Annotated in this window: 2 protein-coding genes and 1 pseudogene; 2 read left to right on the forward strand and 1 reads right to left on the reverse strand. The window is 63.2% G+C overall.

The annotated features are described in order from the left end of the window. A pseudogene (locus tag EN935_RS32050) lies at positions 1-314 on the forward strand (hypothetical protein); the annotation flags it as partial. 52 nt (positions 315-366) lie between these two features. Here the strand turns inward: EN935_RS32050 and EN935_RS32055 are convergent. After that, entirely contained in the window at positions 367-993 is a 627-nt protein-coding gene (locus tag EN935_RS32055) for a TetR/AcrR family transcriptional regulator (protein WP_164757622.1), read from the reverse strand. A gap of 123 nt (positions 994-1,116) precedes the next feature. Here EN935_RS32055 and EN935_RS32060 point away from each other — a divergent pair. Continuing rightward, positions 1,117-2,259 (forward strand): MFS transporter (locus EN935_RS32060; RefSeq protein WP_164771532.1); only part of this gene is annotated, 1,143 nt, incomplete at its 3' end.

Raw genomic sequence — 2,259 nt, forward strand, 5'->3', positions numbered from 1 at the left:
GCTTTGGAGCCCGCTTCTGGATATTCTGCGGCGAGCGCGAGCGCTGCACCCGCCATGTCTCGCCGCAGAGCCTCGTTAAGGGCGACGATACGATCCGTCATGAGCCGGTTCCGGTTCCCGAGGAGCTTCGCGCGCTGAGGCGCCAGCTTGGCTTTGACTACGGAAAGTTCGATTTCGTCATGCATGAGGGCAGGGCGGTGCTGCTTGATGCCAACAAGACACCCGGTGGCGCCCGCAATCTTTCTGCGTTTCTCGCTGCCGGCAATGCCAATCTCGCCGACGGCCTCGAAAGCCTTATCCGCCAGGTTGCATAGCGGGCGTTCTGGTGCTCACGCCGCCCGGGCAGCTTGACGATGATCACCAAGGCTACAAAAACAGCCGCAGCTGCGTGTGGATGATCGAACGGTAATCTTCGATCGTGCGGCGGCTTTCTGCTTCGCCCTGCGCAAGAGCTAGGCGCACCACGCCGCCGGCGAGCTGGAAGATCAGAAGGACAATGCGTTCGAACTGCTCGCGCTTCTCGGGCTCCAGCAGGGCGATGACATGGTCGCAGAACATCTTGGCCTGATGTCGGGTTTCGGCGATGTCGAGGTTCTTGAGCGCCTTGTCGGCCTGGATGGCGTTCTGCAGATCCTGGATGGCCGGATCGCCGGCGACACGGCTGAGATAGTCGTCAAGCAACCGGTCTGCGGCCACGATCACGTCCTTCGCTTCGCGGACATCGGCGATGATCGCCGTCAACCGTGCGCGGCTGACCTCGGAGAACCGCTCATAGAGCATCGCCAGGATCGCCGATTTGTTGGGAAAATAGTGATAGACGGTGGCGATCGGCCCGCCCGCCAGCATGCCGACCTCCTTCATGGTCACGGCGTCGATACCCTTCTCGCCGATCAGCCGCATGGTCGTCGACAGGATCGCGTCGATGCGCTCGCGGCTGCGTTCCTGCTTGGGCCTGCGCCTGGGCTCGGTCGCCATTCTCTTCACTTCGGTCATGCACCGATCTTTCGCACGGTTTCCAAATTCCGGTTGACAAAAAATATGATCAAGTATCAGTTTCTGAAATGCTGACAGGTTGTCAGCTTTTTTGCCGCACGGCAAGGACGTTGGGAGGCGCCTTTGACTTCGACAACTACCGGCCACGCAGGCAATGGCGACTGGCTGGTCGGCAATCCGACCGGCGCACAACTTGCCTCGGCCCTGTGGATCGGTTCGGTTGGCCTGCTCATTCTAGGCCTGCAGCCGGTGCTGCTCGGGGCCCTTTACACCGAGGGCCATGTCAGCGGCGATGAACTGGCGCTGGTCGCCACCGCCGAGATGATCGCCATCGCCATCGGTTCGGCTGTCGTGGCGATGTTGCTCTCGGCGCGCAACATGCGCTGGAAAAGTGCCATCCTTCTGCTGCTGCTGGCGCTGGCCAATGTGTGGACGGCCTATGCTGCAAGCGCCAACACGCTGATTGCGGCCCGCGCCCTGGCCGGGCTCGCCGAAGGCGGTCTGGTCGCGGTCGCCACCGAACTGATCGCCCGTTCGCGGCGCGCCGAGCGCATCGGCGGCTTTTTCGTCACCATGCAGACGTTGGCGCAATGCGCGCTTGCCCTGTTGCTGGCGCTTTATGTCATTCCGGCCGCCGGGTCGGCGGGTGGGTTCATTGTTCTTGCCGTCGTCTGCGTCGTGTCGCTGGCGGTCGCCTTCACCGTACCCGGCGACTATGCCGACCTGCCCAAGGAAGAGAATCTGGCCAATGTGCTGACGGTTCCTTCGATGACCGCGCTGTTGTCGGTCTTTTGCTACTTCATGTTCTTCGGCGCGGTCTGGGCCTTTCTGGAGCCGCTTGGCGCCCAATACGGCATCGATGGCCGCACCGTCGGCCTGATCGTCTCGGCCAGCCTGGCGGTGCAGGTCCTGGGTGCGATGACGGCCACCGTGTTCGAGGCGCGCATCGATTATCGCGCCGCCATCGCCACGATCGGTGTCGTGGCGCTTGTCTGCTCCCTGGTTCTGGCCAGCGGACCTGGCCTCACGATATTCTGGATCGCAGCCCTGATCATGGGCTTCATCCTCTTGTTCATCGTGCCCTACCAGATCCGGCTGGCGATCACCGCCGACGAGACGCGCACCGCCGTGCTGCTGGTGCCGGCAGCCCAGCTGTTCGGCCTGGCGATCGGCCCGATCGCGGCGTCGCTGCTCATCGACGGCAAGGATTTCCGGCCGGTGCCGGAATTCGCCGCCGCCAGTGCCGTTGCCAGCGTCGCGCTGCTT

The sequence above is a fragment of the Mesorhizobium sp. M7D.F.Ca.US.004.03.1.1 genome, assembly GCF_003998635.1.
GTDB lineage: Bacteria > Pseudomonadota > Alphaproteobacteria > Rhizobiales > Rhizobiaceae > Mesorhizobium > Mesorhizobium loti.